General features: G+C 41.4%; 13 protein-coding genes. 3 read left to right on the top strand and 10 right to left on the bottom strand.

Annotation, left to right across the window (positions count from 1 at the left end; all coding sequences use genetic code 11):
- Nucleotide 1 precedes the first annotated feature (1 nt).
- The 3 genes from A7Q09_RS00610 to hyfB are packed head-to-tail and all read right to left on the bottom strand — an operon-like array spanning nucleotide 2 to nucleotide 3,608.
- A complete protein-coding gene (locus A7Q09_RS00610; protein WP_134389399.1) occupies nucleotides 2-664 on the bottom strand; it encodes a hydrogenase-4 component E in 663 nt (220 codons plus the stop codon).
- Nucleotides 661-1,611 carry a respiratory chain complex I subunit 1 family protein gene (locus tag A7Q09_RS00605; RefSeq protein WP_134389398.1) on the bottom strand — a complete coding sequence of 317 codons (951 nt, stop codon included), beginning with the start codon at nucleotides 1,609-1,611 and terminating at the stop codon, nucleotides 661-663. Before A7Q09_RS00605 ends, A7Q09_RS00610 begins: the two co-directional genes overlap by 4 nt.
- Nucleotides 1,608-3,608, bottom strand: a complete 2,001-nt coding sequence (gene hyfB / locus A7Q09_RS00600; RefSeq protein ID WP_134389397.1) for a hydrogenase 4 subunit B — start codon at nucleotides 3,606-3,608, stop codon at nucleotides 1,608-1,610. The genes A7Q09_RS00605 and hyfB overlap by 4 nt, the downstream gene beginning before the upstream one ends.
- 443 nt (nucleotides 3,609-4,051) lie before the next feature.
- Between hyfB and A7Q09_RS00595 the strand changes: the two genes are divergently transcribed.
- Nucleotides 4,052-4,741, top strand: coding sequence for a gamma-glutamyl-gamma-aminobutyrate hydrolase family protein (locus A7Q09_RS00595; protein WP_134389396.1), 690 nt, complete (start codon nucleotides 4,052-4,054; stop codon nucleotides 4,739-4,741).
- A 30-nt stretch (nucleotides 4,742-4,771) separates the two neighbouring features.
- Here A7Q09_RS00595 and A7Q09_RS00590 read toward each other — a convergent pair whose 3' ends face one another.
- Nucleotides 4,772-5,887: an alkene reductase gene (locus A7Q09_RS00590; protein WP_134389395.1), complete on the bottom strand. Its 1,116-nt coding sequence runs from the start codon at nucleotides 5,885-5,887 to the stop codon at nucleotides 4,772-4,774.
- Between the two features lie 1,109 nt (nucleotides 5,888-6,996).
- Between A7Q09_RS00590 and A7Q09_RS00585 the strand changes: the two genes are divergently transcribed.
- Both A7Q09_RS00585 and A7Q09_RS00580 read left to right on the top strand, forming a co-directional pair.
- Nucleotides 6,997-7,563 (top strand): zinc ribbon domain-containing protein, encoded by a 567-nt coding sequence (locus A7Q09_RS00585; protein WP_208526650.1) that lies wholly within the window; start codon nucleotides 6,997-6,999, stop codon nucleotides 7,561-7,563.
- A gap of 119 nt (nucleotides 7,564-7,682) precedes the next feature.
- Nucleotides 7,683-8,882 carry a cation:proton antiporter gene (locus A7Q09_RS00580; protein ID WP_244228429.1) on the top strand — a complete coding sequence of 400 codons (1,200 nt, stop codon included), beginning with the start codon at nucleotides 7,683-7,685 and terminating at the stop codon, nucleotides 8,880-8,882.
- Nucleotides 8,883-9,290: 408 nt separating this feature from the next.
- Here the strand turns inward: A7Q09_RS00580 and lhgO are convergent, their stop codons facing one another.
- The 6 genes from lhgO to A7Q09_RS00550 all read right to left on the bottom strand — a co-directional run bounded on the left by lhgO (nucleotide 9,291) and on the right by A7Q09_RS00550 (nucleotide 17,075).
- Nucleotides 9,291-10,487: an L-2-hydroxyglutarate oxidase gene (lhgO, locus tag A7Q09_RS00575; protein ID WP_134389392.1), complete on the bottom strand. Its 1,197-nt coding sequence runs from the start codon at nucleotides 10,485-10,487 to the stop codon at nucleotides 9,291-9,293.
- A gap of 217 nt (nucleotides 10,488-10,704) precedes the next feature.
- A complete protein-coding gene (locus A7Q09_RS00570) occupies nucleotides 10,705-11,637 on the bottom strand; it encodes an NAD(P)-dependent oxidoreductase (RefSeq protein ID WP_134389391.1) in 933 nt (310 codons plus the stop codon).
- Nucleotides 11,634-12,179: a dTDP-4-dehydrorhamnose 3,5-epimerase gene (gene rfbC / locus A7Q09_RS00565; RefSeq protein WP_134389390.1), complete on the bottom strand. Its 546-nt coding sequence runs from the start codon at nucleotides 12,177-12,179 to the stop codon at nucleotides 11,634-11,636. The genes A7Q09_RS00570 and rfbC overlap by 4 nt, the downstream gene beginning before the upstream one ends.
- 10 nt (nucleotides 12,180-12,189) lie before the next feature.
- The gene (locus A7Q09_RS00560) at nucleotides 12,190-13,185 is read right to left on the bottom strand and encodes an NAD(P)-dependent oxidoreductase (protein ID WP_134389389.1); all 996 of its coding nucleotides are present in this window, start codon (nucleotides 13,183-13,185) and stop codon (nucleotides 12,190-12,192) included.
- A gap of 6 nt (nucleotides 13,186-13,191) precedes the next feature.
- Nucleotides 13,192-13,989 (bottom strand): sugar phosphate nucleotidyltransferase, encoded by a 798-nt coding sequence (locus A7Q09_RS00555; protein WP_134389388.1) that lies wholly within the window; start codon nucleotides 13,987-13,989, stop codon nucleotides 13,192-13,194.
- Nucleotides 13,990-14,600: 611 nt separating this feature from the next.
- Nucleotides 14,601-17,075 (bottom strand): glycosyltransferase, encoded by a 2,475-nt coding sequence (locus tag A7Q09_RS00550; protein WP_134389387.1) that lies wholly within the window; start codon nucleotides 17,073-17,075, stop codon nucleotides 14,601-14,603.
- Nucleotides 17,076-17,411 lie beyond the last annotated feature (336 nt).

Below are 17,411 nucleotides of genomic sequence, written 5' to 3'. Positions count from 1 at the left end.
TTTACCGTTCCCCTCCTGACTTTTCTAATCCACGGATATCAACGACATCGAATCTTTCTCTAATTCGGAAAAGAAAGATACCGATAACGATCAACGCGACTAGAACAGAAAAGGCCACACTTATTTCAACAACAAGTGGCATTCCTTTTGCTCCAACGGCCGCTAAAATCAAACCATTTTCCATGGACATAAACCCAACAACCTGGCTTATAGCATTGCGTCTACCAGCCATCATCAAAAGACCGATCAAAACCACCGCTAGTGCAAACGAAAGATCTTCTCGGGTCATTGGATCGGTACCCCCACTGGCTTTCATCATGACAGTTATCGATAAGGCTGTAAGGAAAAACCCAGCGATCACAGAAATCCCCGAACCCACCACCTTTTCTATCTCCCTGTGGATTGCTAGCTTGACAATCAACCATCTCAGTGTCAAAGGGATAGCTATCGCTTTGAACACCAAAGCTATAACCGCTGTGGCGTAGAGATGCGGTGCCTGCTGAACAAATCCTTGCCAGGCAGCAGCTGCTGCAAGAACTAAAGCATGCACGGTATAGACGTTCAGAAGGCTAAACATTCTGTCTTGATAAAGAAGAACAAAGCTGACTAGGAGCATTGAGCCAGCTAGCATATGGGTGATATCAAAATAAAGGTTATGATTCATAAGCTTCGTGAAACAAAAAGGAGTACGGTAGCAAGAAGTGCAAGCATGAAAGCAGCTCCAAGAAAGTTTGGGATTTTGAAAAGCCGCATCTTTGCCACCAAGATTTCAAAAAATCCTAGCATGCTGGCCCCTAAGCCAATTTTGGCAATATAGGTAAAAAGCCCTATAAAAAAGCTAGAAATCCCACTCCCCATGGTTGACATACCAAAAGGGAAAAAAACTGCAGCAACCAGAGAAAGATAAAGGACGATTTTAAGTTGACTGGCAACCTCTAGCAACGCTAAGTATTTGCCAGAATACTCGAGAATCATGGCTTCGTGAATCATTGTCAATTCCAGGTGGGTGGCAGGATTATCCACAGGAATCCTCCCATTTTCAGCAATAGCAACCAGAACTAAAGAAGCCAAAGCAAGCCACAAGGAGACTCTTAAACCTGCTTGTCCAGAAATCATAAAAGTAGAAATTGCAGAGAGATCTGTTGATTTCGCTACCAAAGCTATTGTGAAAATGATCATGATCATTGCGGGTTCAGCAAGAGAAGCAATCAAAGATTCTCTGCTAGATCCTAATCCCCCAAAACTTGTCCCTGCATCTAAGGCCGCAAGGGAAAGGAAAAACCTGGCCGTACCTAAGAGGGCTACAATCGCAATGAGATCCGCTGTTTTACTGAAAAGCAGATTTGTAGAAAAAGTAGGCACAAGGGAGGCTGCTAGCCAGCTGAATGTAAAGACCACATAGGGCGTAGCTTTAAATAACCATGAAGCAGAGTCAGGAAGAGTCACTTCCTTACGAAACAATTTCATAAGGTCGTAGTAGGGCTGCAAAAGAGAAGGACCCTGTTTTAGAAGGAACCGCGCTTTCGTCTTTCTTATTATGCCAATCACAAGCGGACTGAAAGCAAGAAGAAAGAACGCATCAAAACATTGAAAAACCAAATTTTTAATCATAACAAAAATGCCAAACAACCTAAAAGACACACCAAGGTTAAAAACACTAATACCAGATACCTCCTAACGGTAAGAAACTGGAGGAAATTGATTTTTTCACTAATGCGATCAATAGCCATAGCCACAGGTTTGTAGAGATATTCCCATATCTGGTCATGCAGTTTGACAATCATTTTAGCAGCCTTTGGATACCAAGGCTCGCTACATACAACTTTTTCTTTTGTGGCAAAAAGGAAAGGACCAAAGACTTTTCGGATAGGTTGTGCAAAACTATTCGCGGTATATTGGCAGTCAGGGCTTTTCTCTGGATACCCACAGTCCCAAATAGGCGTTCTTCTGAATTGATTAGAGGAAAGCCATTTGACACTAATTAATATGAAAAATAAGAAAATCCCAAGCAGAAGTACTAGAACAAACCCATTATAAGCATTTTGGTCAACTACAAGGGACAAAGGCATGAAGAAGGATTTAGCAGAAAGAGGAAAGTAATGGGTAGCTGCAATCGCTCTAACAACGGGCCCAAGCAAATGAATTACTAGTCTAGGGAAGATACCAAAAATAATGCAGAGAAAAGCCAGAGCATACATTGCTAATACTGACCAACGGTCTGTTTCAGAAGCTACGGTTGATTGCATCGATCTCGGACGGCCCAAAAAGGTTATCCCATAAACTTTAATAAAACATGATGCTGCCAGAGCTGCTGACAAAGCAAGAAAGGCTCCCACAGAGGGAACAAGGAACTTCATTCCCCAAGAGGGAAGTTGGGGACTCTGCAGAATCGATTGCATGAGAAGCCATTCGGAAACAAAACCATTTAGTGGAGGAAGCGCGCTGATGGCCACACTGCCAATTAAAAAAGTAAAGGCGGTATGAGGCATATTCAAAATCAAGCCCCCCAGTTTTTCCATGTCTCTTTGATCCGTAGCAGACTGGATCGCTCCAGAGCCTAAAAAGAGCAGATTTTTGAAAATCGAATGGTTCAGTGCATGAAAGAGAGCCGCTGTCATTGCCAAGGCCGAAGCTGCAGTCATACCGTAAATTTTAAAAGCCATGGATAACCCAATCCCTATAAAGACAATGCCGATATTTTCAATCGTATGATAGGCAAGTAGTCTTTTTATATCATGCTGCATCAGGGCATAAAGGACTCCTACCACTGTGGAAATCCCAGCAATGATCAGAATCAGGATGCTCCACCATTTTTCTTGGGATGGAAGCAGTTCAAAAACAATTCGAATAAACCCATAAACGGCCACTTTCGTCATCACTCCACTCATGAGAGCTGATACATGGCTTGGGGCTGCAGGATGAGCTTTTGGCAGCCAAACATGAAGAGGTATAAGGCCCGCTTTCGATCCTGCTCCCAATAAAGCAAGTAAAAAGATAAGAGAAGCTAGCTTTCCATCCATACTTACCTTACCCATCTGATCAAAACAGTAGGATTTAGAAGGAGCAGCGATGAGACTCAAGGCAAAAAGCAAAGCAAATGTTCCAAGAGAAGCCATCAAAATATAAATAAAGCCTGCCTCAGCTGTTTCTTTGTGCTGATGAGAAGACATGACCAATGCCCATGAAGATAAAGACATCAATTCCCAGAAAAAAAGGAAACTAAAGGCATCTGCAGCAAGGAGGACCATATTCATCGAACCCAAGAAAATAATGTAAAAAGGAAGGGTTCTTGACTGTTCGGATGTATGCGAACCATACCCGATGCCATAGAATGAAGAGACGAAGGATCCAAGATTAACGATCAAAAGGAAAAAGCTAGCTAATGCATCGATTTTAAAGTGAGCCCCCGTAGTTGGTAGGCCAAGAGGAAAGCTTATGGACTGACTGGATTGACCAGAGAGAAGAAAAGAAAGAGAACATAGTAGGCCAAACCCTGAATAACAAACACTGAGCCAATAGATAAATCTAAAATTGTTCTTTGCAAGAACGACAAAAGAAATGTAAAAAATAAAAATAAAAAGTAATCCCTTAAGGAGATATTCGTTCATTTTTTGCTAGAGGCTCGATTTTAACCCAATGGACTTCTACAAAGAATCCTTTGGCCTTTTAACAGAAAATATGCAATTAGAATAAAAGGCGAAATAAAGGAAAGAAGCTAGTGTATACATTTTTAGAGAAAGAAAATAGATCAATTATGGAAACTTTGCAATAAAAAATAAACTAATATTACAAACATTACCTAATGCAGCTAATTCTATTATTAGAATGCTTATAATTTAATAATAGTAATATATTATTTTATAAAATTTTATTTATTTTTTATGTTGTTCATTTCAAATAACTTATTTCTAAGAAAATAAAATAAATAAATTTAATATATATTTTAAATAAAAAAATATAATATACATTGTTATTTTTTTCTAAGTGATCTCTATTCAATACATCGAAAAAAAAATTTGATGGCTTATAGAGGCTAGATTTTATTTTATAAGTGATTAAAAAAGTTTATTGTTGGATCCGAGATAAGGATAAACAATACTTTGAGAAGCTCAATCAACTAGCTAACACGTATTCTATCCAAATTCTCAATATTAGGGAACATAGACAAGAGGTTGGTTCAACGCTCTACCCAATCCCCTCTCCTAAAGAGTACGATGGACTTCTACTAACGGGAGGAGAGGATATCTCAAGAGAATATCAAGAACAGTATAGCAATATAGATGGGGAAGATCCTTCTCAGATAATCTCTCCCAATTCCCAACGGGATAAATGGGAGTTTGCTTTACTTGAGCAAACCCTTAACAAAGGCAAACCAATACTTTGCATTTGTCGTGGAATCCAGCTGCTTAATATTTTTCTAGGTGGAAGTCTTTCTCTCAATATTCCCGGCCATAATGAACCAAAATTCTATGACCAAAACCTGCAAGAGCTGAGAGTCGAAAAAAATGCTACTTTCCAATTTCAAGCTGTCAATAGTTCACATCACCAGGCTATAAAGAGGATTGCTGAAGGACTCTCGATAGAAGCCCGAGCGAAATATGATGGAATTATCGAACAGCTAAGGCTTAAGTCTTATCCTTTTTGTATTGGTGTCCAATACCATCCGGAAAGAGATTTAGTCTATTATGGGCCGGTTTTTCAAGCTTTCTTCAAAGCTCTCCAAAAAGCAAATGGTAACTAGAGAACAGTCCCCTTTCCTCTCCTGTTTTGTTCATCGATTTTGTTCATCGATAGTCAGATAATCTGTGTACCCTTTTTCTCCTCCTCCATAAAATGTGGAAGGATCTGGTACATTCAATAAAGCTCCACGTCGAAACCGTTCCGGCAAATCTGGATTAGCAATAAACAGTCGGCCAAAAGCAATAGCATCAGCAATTCCTGAAGCAATGGTCGATTCCGCTCGCTCAGCCGTATAACCACTACAAAAAACTAATACATTTGGGAAAGATTCACGGAAAGCCTTCCGTTCTTCATCTGTTAGAGGTTGCCCTTCGGCCCAATCTGGCTCAACAATGTGAAGATAGGCAATAGAACGCTTCCCAAGTTCAGAGGCAACATACAAATTTGTCTCCATGCTCCCTTCTACTGTCATATCGCAAAAAATTCCTTTCGGAGAAAGACGCACCCCTACCCGTTTATTTCCTATAGCCTCACAAACCGCATCGACCACTTCGAGCACGAAACGTGCCCTATTCTGAAGAGATCCCCCATATTGATCTTTTCTTTGATTTGCACGAATATCGAGGAACTGATTGGGCAGGTATCCATTAGCACAATGGATTTCGACTAAATCAAAACCAGCTCTCATGGCTCGTTTTGCAGCAGCGGCATACTCGCCAATGATCCGATGAATTTCTGGAATAGAAAGTTCTCTTGGAACATCTGGATCTACCTGAGCCGGGGTACCATCAGGCAATAAAACAAAACATTTAGAATTTTTTGCCTGAATAGGCGAAGGAGCAACGGGAGGTTTTCCTCCTTCTTGAAGGAGATGATGAGAGATTCTACCAACATGCCAAAGTTGCAAGGCGATTTTTCCCCCAGCCTGATGAACCGCTTCCACAACTCGACGCCAACCTTCCTCCTGAGCATCCGTGTAGATACCAGGTGTCCATATGTATCCTTGCCCTTCTTTACTGATCTGCGTGGCTTCGGTAATAATGAGTCCTGCAGAGGCCCGCTGAGCATAATATTTAGCCATTAATTCTGTAGGAACATCCCCCGGTTGCCCTGCCCGACATCGAGTCATTGGGGCCATCCAGATTCGATTTGCTACGGTAATCTCTCCAACAACCAAAGGTTTGAATAAGTGCTTTAATGAATTCATAAGAATTTCTTTTTGATAGACATGTTAAGAAAATCCTAAAGCAGCAACATTCTCAGGAGAAAGTAACATCCTCCATTGTCTCAAAGTCTTTACTTATTTTTTGTTCAAAAGAAATGAAGCTACTTTTCTGCTTCTTTGCGACGTTCTGGAGAAGGATCTAAGAGTAGATTCTCCAAAGCTTACATTACTAGAGGTTTCACAGCTAACAAGTTCTTCAGGTGGATCGCCCTTTTTTCCTAGCGATTAATGCTAAAATACATATGTAGTACGAATAAAGGAGCTTTACTCTTTTGTCAATAGTTCAAATCCATTTCTGTCGTTTTAAAACTTTCAACAAATTTGCACGGGAGTCCCCGCCTTTCAAGGCGGCAGAGGGATAGCGCCGCCGCGCAGCGGCGATGCTTTACAACTGAAACCTAATAATCGTCAACCTGAATGAATTGCCAGCCACCCAATCGCTGAGGTGCAAACTGAAGCTCCTGCTCACTAAAGAGCAGGAGGAGGCGGTTTGGCCCATGGCGTTGGCTTACCATAACGCCCTGAATCACGCATCCACTGTCGCTTTTGTGTGCGGGAAGATATCGCAAGGCAGGAAACTGCAAAGGCTGGTGTCCCAGGATTTGCGCAAGTGGTTCGGGCTGCCAGCTCAAATGGCATGCAACGTGCCCAGGCAAGTGGCTGCGGCCTACAAAACCCTCTGGGAACGCGCCAAAGCGGGCGCGGCCCATAAAGCAAAAGGCTGGACCAGCCCGGCGCTATAAGGGTCTTGACAAGGCATCCAGATTCACTGCCATGTCCATGACTTTGAACCATCGCCAGGACTGGTCCTTGGGCAAGGAACAAACGGTCAGCATGGGGACTTTGGGCGGAGGCATCCGGTCCGATACGAAGGATGGAACCGGCATCTGGAGTGGATGGTGCGGGCCCAGGGAGCATGGCATCACACTGGGCGGTGCCCTGCTCTGTCAGGACCCTGCATCCAGGGCATGGTAGCTGCTGGTGTCCGTCGAAAAGGCTTTGGACCGGAATCCGCTAGATACCATCACCACGGTCAAAGGGGTGGACATGAACCGCTGGAACATCGCGGTGGAACCCACTACCCGAGGCAAATGTCGTTTTTATCCTGGTGGACACCGAAGGCACCTGGCCAAGCGCGTCCCTCCAGTACACGAAGTGCGATGCAAGCGAAGGGCACTCGCGGAGCCACACGCTATGGTTGGAATGGAGGGGCTAAAGGCTATCCGTCATCGAACCGAGCGCAGACAGTCGGAGAAGGTTTCCGTAGCCGCAAGGGGAGCACTTGGGGTTTTGCGAAGCTGCAAGCCAAGACGGCTTACAAAATCCGGCTGCCTGGCGGAGTGCCGGATTGGGTGGATGCGGATTCCTCAAGCCAGAGACGGCCGGTTTGCGGGCATGTTGGGCGGGAGAATCGGCCCAATAATGGGCTGCTGTTTGTATGCGCCCATTGTGGGTATACGCTCCAGGCCGATTTAGTGGCTGCCAGAAACGTCAGCATGCAAACGCTTTTCATCTGGCAAGACTGGATGAGGACGGGGCGATTGTCAGCCGCCCCTAAAGCATCGGGTGATGAAGCCAAAGCCGCGCGTCTTTCGAGATACGCGCAAGCTGCGGTGAAGCCTAGATGCAAGCTCCGTCCTTTAGGACGGAGTAGTTGACCGGTTAGAAATAAAACGTTTTCTTTTTCTTTGTCCAACTTTTGAGGGTCAATTCCAGAAAAGCCTAAAGGTAAGAAGCAACTTCCCCTTAAAGAGTGCCTTTTCTTCTTTTAGCTGCTATGAATATTTTGGAAAACCCATGGTTTTTTATTTCCCTCTGGATGGGCGGGGCTTTTTCTGCAGCGCTCTTTGCAATCCGGTTGAAAATCCCTGTTGCTCTTGCTGAAATTCTTATGGGAGCTGTTCTAAGTCATTTTTTAGCTCTTTCCAATCCAACAGAATGGATGAATTTTTTGTCTAAGTTAGGAGCTACGATGCTCTGTTTTATTGCTGGTACAGAGATCGAACCTGAATATTTCAAAGAATCGTGGAAAAAAAACATGTTTTCGGGATTAAGCTCCTTTTTGTTGCCATTCTTAGCCATTGCCCTTTTTTCCCATTATTTTTTACATTGGAAAACAGCTCAATGTCTTATTGCTGGTATTGCTCTTGGGACCACTTCCATTGCCATCATATATACTTCCCTTGTTGAAAGAGGCATAGAAAACAGCTCATTAGGCAAGACTCTTTTATCTAGCTGTTTTATTACAGATTTCGGTTCAGTTTTAGCTCTGGGCATGTTTTTTACACATTGGGATATTTCCTCGATTATTTTCGGAATAATTGCTCTCATAATCCTATGGCTTTTCCCAAAATTTCTTAGATTCCTTCTTGCGTTTCTTAAGAAAAGTCCAGTAAGCGAACCAGAAATAAAATTTGTCTTTTTCATGCTCAGTCTCCTAGGATTTTTGGCCACAATGGCTAAAACTGAACCGGTACTTCCGGCTTTTGTTTTGGGCATTCTTTCAGCTAATAGTTTCTCAACAGACAGGTTATTACGCAGAAGACTTAGAGCGGTCGCTTACAGTATACTAACTCCATTTTTTTTTATGAAAAGCGGCTTTCACATTTCACTTCATGCTTTGATTTTTGGCTTCTTCCCCATTCTTCTCCTCACCCTGATTAAAACATGCTTCAAGCTGTTCGGCCTATTTCCTTATCTGATACTTGAAAAACATTCGATTAAAGAAAGTCTTTATGGATCACTTCTTGCAACCGGTGGATTGACATTTGGACTGATTGCTGCGCATTATGGGATCCAGAATAAAATATTGAATAGAGAAGAATATTCCATTATTACTATTGCTACTCTTGTTAGCACCCTTATACCTATGTTATTAGCTGGCCTGATTGTTCCCAAAACCATAGTTGTTGCAGAAAAGAAAAAGGAAGAAGTTCCCCTTAAAAAAGAAATCGGCGAATACGAAGAAGAAGGCTAAGTTGTATTTATTTTCTCTTGAGAGGCCAGTCAACAGGGAGGTGCTTATGGATTTGATGGCAAGTGGTTCAGAAAGTAAAGCGTTGGCATCCCTTTTTGAAAATTGCTCTTCTGCCTTAGCTTCCTCTTCAATAATTTCTTGAAAACGTGTCGAAAGATGCTGTGCTTAGTCTAGAAAACATTCGAAAAATCTAAGAGATCCAGATTCTAGGCTATCAATAAATTTGGCTTCCAATCTCGTTCATTTTCCTAATAGCACCAGTTGATGCATGGAAAATTTTCCTAAAAAGCGTGAAAGCCTTCCCACCCCAATGAGGGTGGACGGCTAATTGGTAGGTTTAAAAATTCAGACTAGAGAAAATGTGGCTACTTCCTTTCTTAATCCCTAGGAATAATTTCTGCTATTATCTTAGGCTTCAATTCTATTTACGATTTCATCAGCGATCGCCAAGGAGGCTGTTGCTCCAGGACTAGGAGCATTAAGAAGATGAAGCACGCCTTCCTCTTTAACAAACAAAAAGTCATTGACAAGTTTCCCATCGGGGAAGAGGGCTTGAGCCCGAATTCCAACAGCTCCTGCAATCATGTCTTGTTCTTGAATTTCTGGTACCAACTTTTGGATCGCCTTGCAAAAAAGGCTTTTCCTTCTTGATCTTTTCCACTCTTCCCATGCTGCAAGAGGATATCTTTTTAAAAAATTCCAAAATCCTTGATAAGAAAAGATCTCATAGGTATCCCTCCAATCGAAGCTGCCTTTAGAGTAGCCCTCTCTTGAAAAAGAGAGAACGGCATTGGGCCCTGCTTCAACTCTTCCATTAATCATTCGGGTCAGATGAACCCCCAAAAAAGGAAAACGAGGATCTGGAACTGGATAGATCAAATTTTTAACAAGGTATTTCCTATGCTCTTTGATTTCGAAATATTCTCCTCTAAAAGGAACAATTCGAATGGGGCAATGCCCCATTGCTAAACGGCATATTCTATCGCAATAAAGCCCAGCACAATTGACTAGAAAAGAAGTCAAAAAATTTCCTCTTCCTGTCTTGATCTTCCACGTCCTACCTTTTTTCTTAATGTCAACCACCTTGGCTTCCCGAAAGATTTTCCCTCCCATGAGTTCTATTTTAGTAGCAAGCACCTGACAGACTTGTCTATAATCCACAATTCCTTCTTCTGGAACGTAAATTGAAGCGATTCCGCTGGCAAAAGGTTCAATTTTTTTCATCTCTTTGGAATCCAGAATTTGTAATCCAACAAGACCATTCGCATCCCCTTGCTTTTTTAGTCGATGAAGTTCAGAGAGTTCCGCTTCTTCTTTAGCAACAACCAATTTTCCACAAATTTCATGAGCAATCCCATTTTCCCGACAAAAAGAAACCATCTGTCTGATGCCATCGACAGCGAGTTTAGCTTTCAGACTACCAACTGCGTAATAAAGCCCAGCATGGAGCACCCCACTATTATGGCTGCTTTGGTGTAGCCCTACTTCTTTTTCTTTTTCTAGAATTATCAGAGAAGAAACTTTTTTTGATCGCAGAAGCTTATAGCCCAAAGCCAGGCCAATGATACCCCCACCTATAATTATTATTGGGCTATCATTTTTCATTCGATATATCTTTTTATAGCGGGGCAAAAAGAAATCAAACCGTCGCTAATTCAAAAACCCCATCCTTTGTTACTATTCAAGGAAAATCATAGCTCAGTTTTATTTCCTTAAAATTAATCTTCTAGCTTTTTCTACCGCAGAAGCTGTCCAGTTTCCACTCTAGCTTCCATTGGTCTAAAAACCGCTCTTTTTGACATGGCTTTCTTTCAAGATAAATTTAGTAATTCTCAATAGCATAAGTGATATAATCATCCCAAAAACGTTTCTCAGACCACTCTGGAACGTCGAAAAGAGCCGGTTGGAAATTGACTCGCATGTAAGGTTCAGCATAGCTCTTTTGTTCCTTAAGTTCTACAGGGCAATGCCAGCCAGTTCGGTTGCTAACTTCTCTAGCAACCCTAAGGGCAAAAGCTCCTTGGGATTCTATAAAATAACTTGGATTTGCTTTACAAAATTTTTGCTTTTCCGCATGCATCTTTTCGACAAACCGGCAATAACAATGGGCAAGAAGATCACAAGGAATATTATCGCGGATATAGTTTGGGGTTTGGACAACAGCCGTTTGTTTTCTTTTCCAGTTTTCGATAAGATAAAAAGTAAACCTTTTTTCTTCAAAGATCCCAAATGGGTTAGGAATAACGAATTTGCCTAGAGTAAGTCCATAAACAGTAGCATAATAATTAAAGACTTCTGCAGTTAAGCCCTTAGAAAGTCCGTAAGGAGAGAAAGCTCTTAAAGGAGTAGAGCCTATGCCTTCATTTGGTTCAAAGACCGAACCGGTAAGAATGATAGTCCCAACGGCATGCTCCTTACAAAGACTAAGGACTTCCTGGATATGCTTCGTATTGTTTTCTAAGGCAAAAAGCCAATCAAAATTTTCACTTTTGTACTCTTTAACATATGCTCCATGATGACAAAGGACATCGAATGTTTTGGTTTTTAAAAGGCTCCGTCCTTTTTCTGAACCAAAAGGAGCTTCCTCGACAAAATCCATGTGCAAGGAAAGATAATCTATTCTTTTTTTTCTTATCCCCTCATAGTCATTTCTTTTTTTAGTGAGCAGGCCAACTACCTCATGTCCTCTTTCCAAAAGGAGTTTGCAAAACCAGAATCCTGTGAAAGAACTTCCTCCCGTAAACAAAATTTTCATTGGAGGGCTCTATGCCTGTCAAAGTCAGGATAACTTTTGTCTTTTTCTGAAATAACTAGAGGCTCAAAAGGCCAGGGAATATTTAAAGCTGGATCATTATACCGAATTCCCCTTTCATATTCAGGAGCATAAAATTCTCCCACCAAATAAAAAGCTTCTGTATTATCCATTAATGTCAAAAATCCATGCGCAAACCCTTTAGGAACAAACAGCATCCGTCTGTTTTCCTCATTGAGTTCACAGGAATAATGACAGAGAAAAGTATTAGACTCGGGACGCAAATCGACAATGACATCCCACAAAGCTCCACGGATACACCGGATGACTTTGGTTTCAGCCTTTGGAAAGATTTGATAATGCAGACCTCGTAGGGTTCCTCTTTTTAAACTAAAAGAAGTATTGATCTGCACAATAGTTGAATCAAGACCATGGCTTGCATACTCGTTTTTGCAAAAAAATCGTGCAAAAAAACCTCTTGGGTCTTCCTTTTTTTCAAGATCGATTAAATAAGCTCCCTCTAAAGGAAGTGGAATAAATTTCATAGGAACAAACTTATTTCATCAACTTCTTTTTTAGCCTTCGTAACCGGACAAATCGATCAGACTCAAAATCCTCCTTGGAAAATTTCTTTTTCACCATAGATTCATAGAGCTCTTCTAAGCCCCTATCCAGAGAATAATCAAGCTTAAAATCAGGCAGTATTTTGGAGAGTTTATCAAAAGATACTCTATAATTTCTTGGGTCAGCTCCAACCTCTCCCGTATACACCACTTCGGCTTGTGGCACTAACTGCTTGACCTTATCAACAATCTCTCTGACTTGATAGTTCTCTTCGTTGCCTCCAATATTAATCGCTTGATTATGAATTTTCTCTCTCGGAGCCTGGATCAGAGCAATAAACGCTCGAGCAATATCTTTACAATGAACGAGAGGTCTCCAAGGTGTTCCATCGCTCAAAACCCTAATCTGCTTCAAGGCCAAAGCACAGGCAAGCAGATTATTGGCCACAAGATCGATCCTTAGCATCGGAGAATAACCAAAAGCCGTTGCGTTTCTTAAGAAAACAGGGGAAAAAGAGGCGTCTGCCAGTTGCGATATCTCTTTTTCAGCTTCCACTTTGGATTGTGCATAAGCTGATACGGGATTAAAAGGAGCTGTTTCATCTAAATCTAAAGAACTGGCTTTCCCATAAACTGAACAACTCCCTGCATAGAGAAATAGCGGGATGCCAGCTTTTTTAGCTTTTTTAGCTAAAGCAACCGACCCATCACGGTTTATACGATAGGTAAGTTTCTCATCTAGTTCCCCCATGGGATCATTGGATATAGCAGCCAGATGGCAGATGACATCAATGCCTTCAAGCTTTCTTTCGTCAATCGACAAAAAATCCATCTCCCATTGTTCATCAGCGGGCACTATAGAATCCCAATGGCAGCCTTCAAAAAATCCAATATCACACCCTATAACTTCAAAGCCATATTCTTTACAGAGGGAAACCAGATGCGCCCCAATATAGCCTTTATTCCCAGTGATTAGAACTTTTTTCATAAGGGCCTATTTTTTGGTCAACCAGGGGGTATTGCCTTCCTCTACCATTTTAACAAGAATGTCCCTATCTCTCTGTGTGTCCATGCACGCCCAAAACCCTTTGTGCTTATAGACTTTCAGTTCCCCATCTCTAGCCAAATTAAAAAGGGGAGCACGCTCAAGGATACAGTTTTCATCCTCGGATAAATAAGAAAGAAATTCTCTTCTGAAAAAGAAATAACCTCCATTAATCCAATCGTTTTCGAACTCAGGCTTTTCTCGGAAACAAATAACTTGATCTCCCTTCACTTCCAATTCACCAAACCTGGATGGTGGATTGACTCCTAGAATGGTACCAATTTTCTTGTGGTTAAGATGAAAGTAAAATTCATCAGCAAGATTCACATCAGTCAACCCATCTCCATAAGTCACTCCAAAATGTTCGGATTCACCCACGTACTTTTTTGCCGCTTGAGCAATCCGACTTCCTGTCATTGACTTTTCCCCCGTGTAAGCCATGGTAATTTCCCAATCAATCTGCTCGATGCTTTCATGGATTACTGTCTTATTGTTCTTTAAATTGATTGTGCAATCATTGTTGAAAGAAAAAAAGTTGTGGAAATAACTTTTGATCACTTCAGATTTATATCCCAAACAAAGGATAAACCTTCTGAAGCCAAACTTAGAATAACTTTGCAAAATATGCCAAAGGATAGGATGCTTGCCAATTGTTACCATGGGTTTTGGTCTAAACTCCGTTTCTTCCCTTAATCGTGTCCCCATTCCTCCACACAATACAAAAATAGGAACTTGGCTTATGTTCATGGGAAAAATTTTCTAAAGCGTGTATTATTTCTTAAAATGCTTTTTCTTTGCAACCATTTTTTTTTCTTAGCTACTTTTCCTTTCCTTCCCCTTGTTAGCATTCCTATATCAACGATTTTTTCTCCTTTTGATCCCTCAAAAGCTCCTCAATCTTGATCTGGCGGAAAGAACACTATTTCCTGTCTCCTAAAGGACAGTTTCATCTCAAGCTTACATCTAGGTCCATAGCCTTCTTCTTAATAACGCTTTAAAGACAAAACTCCTAGCCAAATTCTTTAGATTCCCATTATAAGCGTATTACTGATGCTGCTCATTACGGCAGGTTCCTCAAGTTGGATAGGACTAAGGGTTCGTCTTTGAAAAAGTTCCTCTCAAGCTACAACATATAGTCGATGGAGTTTCCTGCAGGCATTTTACCAAAGTCTGCTTTGCTAGACCTCCTAAGACAACTCCCCGGAGAAGACTATGCTGGCAACTCGCTAAACTCAAAAATTTTTTTTCTTCCAAAGCATCTTCAACATCTCATATCCAAGATATAGGCTTGTATTTAGGCTTTCGCTCAATAGGAAAACTCCCAACAGCAACGTCAATGGCAACATCCCTCACCGGCTTTATTGATCTCTAGGAAATGTAAATAGGGATAGAAGATTTTCTTCGAACCGTTTAGGATCACAATCGATTTTGACCTTGTTGAGCGCGCTCTCTCTTATTTTCTTCCATAAGGATGCATCTTGATAAAGTTTTTCACAACAGGCAGCAAAATCTTCTGGAGAATCAGCAGCAAGCAATTCTTCTCCTGGGGTCCATGCGAGTTGCTTAGCTAAAAGCTTGCTTGCCACAACCGGCAAGCCATAGGAAGCTGCTTCATGCACTTTCATTGGAATTCCGGCTGCATAACGGGTCGGAGCAATAAAAACTCTGCATTTTTCGAAGAAGGGTTGAATATCTTCCACAAGGCCCAAAAACTTTATTCCCAAAGGGCTAAGTTGTTCTACAAAGTCTTTTGAAACCTGGCCTATAGCTAGCACCTCAAAGCGAGAGTGGATTTTCTTTTTTAAATGCGGAAGCACATAGTGAGAAAACCATGACAATCCATCGGTATTAGGACCTTCCTCACCCATATATCCAACAAAAAGAAAGCCCGATCTTTGTTCAAAGCTACTCTCAGTAGGCTTGCAATGAATCGAATGGCCAAGAATATGTACATCGAAACCCTTTTGGTGAAAATATTGAGCTTCTTCTTTGGATACCGCAACAACCCTATGGGCATATTGAGCTATTAGAAGCTCTTTATCGATTAATTCTTTTTTTTCTTTTTCCTTCAGTGCAAAACCTTCAAGGCTTTTCTTCAAAATTTCTCTTCTTGCAACGATCGCTTCGGCATCGTAGATAACTCTGGTTTTGCTAAAAAAATCAGGTCTTTTTTTCACAAGCTTAGCTACATGCATAAAATTGTGGATACGACTCACAAAAATAAAATCGTAATACTCTTTTCTTTCCTGCAAAAAATCTTCGAGTCGTTCTGAGCCCCATCCAATCATGAGCTCAATTTTTTCCATAAAAGCTAGTTCCAAATGTTTCTTAGAATACTCTTGGGAAAGCATGGGATAAAAAGTTACAAAATATCCAAACTGCTCGAGAAGCTGCAATATTGTAATTGCCCTAGGGAAGCCTCTCCCCATCATGAAATGAGGAACACAGTCATCCAGAACCAAAATCCTTGCTTTAAAACAGCTACTTTTTTCCTTCTCTGGTATATAGACGGATTGATGTCGCTTGTCGCGGGCTTTCAACACATCGCCATCATCTCTGTGCATCAATTGCAATTGTTGCTTCCATTTTTCTAAGAATTTCCACCGGTTTTTTTCTATCATGGCTTTGACAGTTTCAAGTGGGCGGCTTCCAAATTCATAATGAAAAACCAAGGCTGCTGGCTGGTAAAGAACTTTATACCCCATAGCCCAAAGACTCAGACAAAGATCGCTATCTTCATAATAGGCAGGAGCATACTGTGGATCATAGCCACCAAGTTTTTCCCATAATTCTCTACGCACTAGCAGACAAGCTGCAGAACAATAATCTACCTCTCGTACAAAGTTATACTCAGGCCTCATTGGATCTGGATCATTCCTTCCGTAGGCAAGGGCACTGCCATCAGCCCAAACAATAGACCCTGCTTCCTGTAAAGTTCCATCTGGCCTAACAAGTTTACAGCCCACAGCAGCACAGCCCGGATAGGATTCCATAGTTCTTATCATTTGTTCTACGGTTTGTGGGCTAAGAATAATATCATTGTTCAATAGGAGAAGGTATGGGGCTTTAGCCAGCAATGTAGCTTTATTAACGCTGAGCAGATACTCCAGATCAGTATCATTCCTAAAAGTTTTGATGCCTTCTGTTTTGGCCAGAAGCAGGGGCGTCTCATCGGTTGAAGCATTATCGACAACGATCAATTCGTAAGGCAATCCTACATATGCCAGAATGGATTGAAAGCATTGATAGAGCAATTCGGCTCTATTCCTGGTGGATATGACAATGCTCAAAAGAGGGCTTGAAAAAACAGGGAATTTAAGAGTTGTCGTAAGATTGTTCAAAAAAAGCAATAGTGAATGTTTGAGCCATTGGGAATTTTGAGTGATTGGACTTAAAGAAGGAGTTTCAGGTTTAGGGAAGGCAGAAAAAACTTCAATTTTTTTTTCGATTCTTTTCTTCCTCCAATCTTTAGACTTGAACACGACAACAAGGTGTCGACTTAGCTCTATCCATAAGCCCGAAGAAAGGAGTGCGAAGATTTGAACAAACTTAATACCTCTACTAAGATCACAAAACCGTTCAAAACCACACATTGCATCCACCGAAAGATCAGCCGAGGTATATTTTTTTTGGATATCGGTCCTTTCCATGGGGTGACAAAAAAACACATCGTTTTTGCTTTGCACCTTAATTTGTTTGGCCGCTTTCCCTTCAGCATCAAAAAACCAACCACGGACATAAAACTTTGAGTTTTTTAAGTAAATAAAAGGTTGAGTGGGTTTTTCAATAGAATAAAAAGAGTGGATCCCTTGAGAACGTGCGGGAAAAATCATTCAACTTGACCCTTATAAGCAAAATGAAAAGGAGGGTCAACGCATTTTTAATTTCTTTTTTCAACCGTGCACTTGGCCTCAAAAGAATGATACTTTTCTGTGTTGTTTGGACTTATTGGAAGTCAACCTCTAAAAGTAATTGACATCCTCCCCATGCCTAAAGGCAGGGGATTCCTGGAGATAACTGACCAGATTTAGCCAGGGCAAGCTCTCCGATGAGGGTGTTGAGGTTTTGATAGACCCTGACACTCTCATCGGCCTCACTTACCTGTCCATCTCCATTCCTGCGAGAACGGCTCAGGTGTCCCTTATCCAGACACAAGGCAAAGGACAAAC

It is taken from the genome of Methylacidiphilum sp. Yel (genome assembly GCF_004421185.1).
GTDB lineage: Bacteria > Verrucomicrobiota > Verrucomicrobiia > Methylacidiphilales > Methylacidiphilaceae > Methylacidiphilum.
Note: the sequence above shows the minus strand (reverse complement) of the source record. Positions and strands in the feature narration are given on the sequence as shown.